The organism is Roseateles sp. (assembly GCF_036486225.1).
Taxonomy (GTDB): domain Bacteria; phylum Pseudomonadota; class Gammaproteobacteria; order Burkholderiales; family Burkholderiaceae_C; genus Roseateles.
In genome coordinates, this window is sequence record NZ_DASVNZ010000264.1 from 1 (window position 1) to 3,010 (window position 3,010).

The following is a 3,010-nucleotide window of genomic DNA, read 5'->3' on the forward strand; positions in this document are numbered from 1 at the left end:
GGACCCCCACCCCAGCTTGGTGCACCGAGGTACGCCTGCCTGTGGATTTGTGGACATCTCCTTCGCTCAGCTGCGCTGAACGAAGGAGACCGGCTGCTTCCTGTGGACAGGGCTGATGGACAACCCTGCGGGTTGACCACAGCCCTCCCCACAGGACTCCAGCCTTGCCCACAAGCTCCACAGGCACCCACCCACCAGGTTGAATCTTTGATAATGCAAAGACAACAGCCTCGCTCATGAACCACCTGAGCTTCCTTGCTCGGCATCCATGGTTCTCTGCCCAGTCACAGGGTCACAGAGCGATTCCTGACCTTTGTTTGAGCAATTCCGGAGAGATCCGGTTCTCCCCCGCCGGAATACGACGGGCAGTGACCAACTACCGGTCCACGGCGCAGGCCATGGCCGCCGCGCGACAGTCGCCCGCAGCGATCCCCGTATGCTGTCGGTCGTGAAGTTCCTCGCTCCGATCCGCCCGCACCTTGTCGCCCTGCTGCCGTTGGCCGCCCTTCTGACGGCGCCGCCGCTCGCACGTGCGCAAGGGCCGGGCGCAACGCCTGCCCCCGCGACCACCGCCGCCCCCGCCGTCACGAAGATCACCTGGCTCGCCTCCGACCACGCGCCTCAGATGACCGGCGCCGACGCCAGCGGTGTGACCGCGCGCGTCACCGCCTACCTCGAGAAGCAATGGCCGGGCGTGCGGCACGAGGTCGTCTTCGCCAACGCCAAGCGCAGCTGGCAGATGATCGAGAACGGCGACGAGGTCTGCCGCGCCAACATGGTCCGCACGCCGGATCGTGAGAAGTTGGCCTACTTCATCAACACCCAGCTCACGCCGCCGCCGGGCCTGATCGTGCGTCGCGACAAGCTCAAGCTGCTGCCGCGCAACGCCGCCGGTGAAGTGCAGTTGTCCCGGTTGCTGGCCGACCACGCCCTGCGCGGCGCGCTCATCGACGGCCGCAGCTACGGTCCGGCGCTCGACGAGATGCTCGCCGCCCGATCCGTCGACAGCACCGTCACGCTCTATTCGCCGAAAGACTTCGGCGCCCGCGTGCTGCAGATGCTCAGCCTCGGGCGGGCCGACTATTCGGTGGAGATGGACATGGCGCTGGTCATGGCCGGCAATCCGGACGACCTCGTGAGCGTGCCGATCCAGGGCGCCAGCGAGCTGGTGATGGCCGGCATCGCCTGCCCGAGGACGCCGTGGGGACTCGCGGCGATCCGCGGCATCGACAAGGCCTACGGTCGACCTGAAGGCGCGGCCAATCTGCGGCAGGGCCTGATGCGCTGGCTCACGCCCGAAACGAAGGCGCATTACGCCGCCGGTTTCGACGCGTTCTATCGCGAGCGCGCGAAGCCGTCCCGCATCGATCCCTGATCCCCTTTTGCCGACGGCAGGGACAGCTCAGGACTGCCGCTCGACGCGGTTGCGCCCGCCGTCCTTGGCCCGATACAGCGCCTGGTCGGCGCGGCCGAGCAGTTCCTCGACCCGCAGGTCCTCCGGCCGCAGCGCCGTGACGCCGAAACTCGCCGTCAGCGAGGTCGGCGCCGAGCCCGGCTGCAGCTCCAGCCCGCTGATCTCGATGTGGTGGCGCAGGCGCTCCACCAGATGCGTCGCATCCTCCAGCGAGGTCTGCGGCAGCAGCAGCGCGAATTCTTCGCCGCCGAGCCGGCCCAACAGGTCCTGCTTGCGCACGATCTGCGCGCACAGCTGCACCAGGTGGCACAGCGCGGCGTCGCCGCGCGCGTGACCCAGCGTGTCGTTGATGCGCTTGAAGTGGTCGACGTCCATCATCACCAGCGACATCTCCAGCCCGTAGCGCCGGCTGCGCGCCAGTTCCGCGTCGGCATGCTCCAGGAAGCAGCGCCGGTTGGCCGCGCCGGTCAGCGCATCGGTCGTCGCCAGCCGCTGCAGCTCGATCTCCAGCCGCTTGCGGTCGGTGAAGTCCACCAGCGTGCTCAGCACCGACGACGCGCCGTCGTACACCACCGGCACCATCGACAGCAGCATCCACAGCTCGCTGCCGTCGGCGGCCAGCAGGCAGATCTCCTCGCCCTGCAGACGGCCGTGTTCCTTGAACTTCAGCTGCATGCGGTCCCGTTCGCCGGGCTCGCGGTAGAAGCTGATCGCCGGCTTGCCGACGAGGTCGTCCAGCGGCCGCCCCACGATCGCCGCCGACGGGCCGTTGGCGTACACGATCAGCGCATCGTGCTCCCGCGTCACCACCATCGGGATCGGCGCGTGATCGAGCACGGCGCGCAGGCGCTCCTCGCTGTCGGCGAGCTCGCGCGTGCGCTGCGCCACGCGGCGCTCCAGGTTGGCGTTGAGCTCCTGCAGCTCGGTCACCAGCCGCGCGTTGTCCACGGCATTGACGACGTTGGCGCACAGCAGCTCCAGGAAGCTGACGCGCGCCTCAGTGAACACACCGGCCGCCGCGGCGTTCTCCAGGTACAGCGCGCCCACCGTCTGCCCCTGCTTGAGCAGCGGCAGCGCCAGCACCGAACGCGGCGGCGAGGCGTGGCGCTGGAAGTAGTCCTCCATCGTGGCCAGGCCGCGCGCGTCGACGATCAGTTCGCGCTGACCGTCGCGCAGAACGCGGCTCATCAGCGACAGCGGCAGCTGCTGGCCGGCGCGCTCCAGTGGGAGCTGCTCGAGCAGATGCAACCGCGGCAGCTCGCCCAGCGTCGCTTCCGCCTGCAGCACCCAGCGCGAAGGACCGGCCGTGCCGCTCGCCAGCACGATCGCGGCGCGCTGCGCGCCGGCGTTCTCGGCGACCACTTCCAGCAGGCGCCGCAACAGACGCGGCAGATCGGGCTGGCTGCTGATGGCCTGCACCGCCTTCGTCAACGTGCTGAGGTCGGCGGCGTCGGCGCGGATCTCGCCGATATCGGATGACGCCCCGATCAGGCCATGACCGTCCTCGATCGGCAAAGACATCGCCTCGCCCGCGAGCGCCGTGACGCCCCAGGCCTTCCAGGTCCGCTGCAGGCGCAGCCGCGCCTGGTCGGCGCG

The 3,010-nt window shown here is 69.2% G+C and carries 2 protein-coding genes; one reads left to right on the forward strand and one right to left on the reverse strand.

The window, feature by feature from the left end; all coding sequences use genetic code 11:
- Nucleotides 1–448 precede the first annotated feature (448 nt).
- Complete coding sequence (locus VF536_RS17550) at nt 449–1,375, forward strand: TIGR02285 family protein (RefSeq protein WP_331616150.1); 927 nt, start codon at nt 449–451, stop codon at nt 1,373–1,375.
- A 27-nt stretch (nt 1,376–1,402) separates the two neighbouring features.
- On the opposite strand, the gene VF536_RS17555 is transcribed toward VF536_RS17550, so the two are convergent.
- Nucleotides 1,403–3,010, reverse strand: a 1,608-nt coding sequence (locus VF536_RS17555) for a diguanylate cyclase (protein WP_331616151.1), incomplete at its 5' end; no start/stop codon positions are given.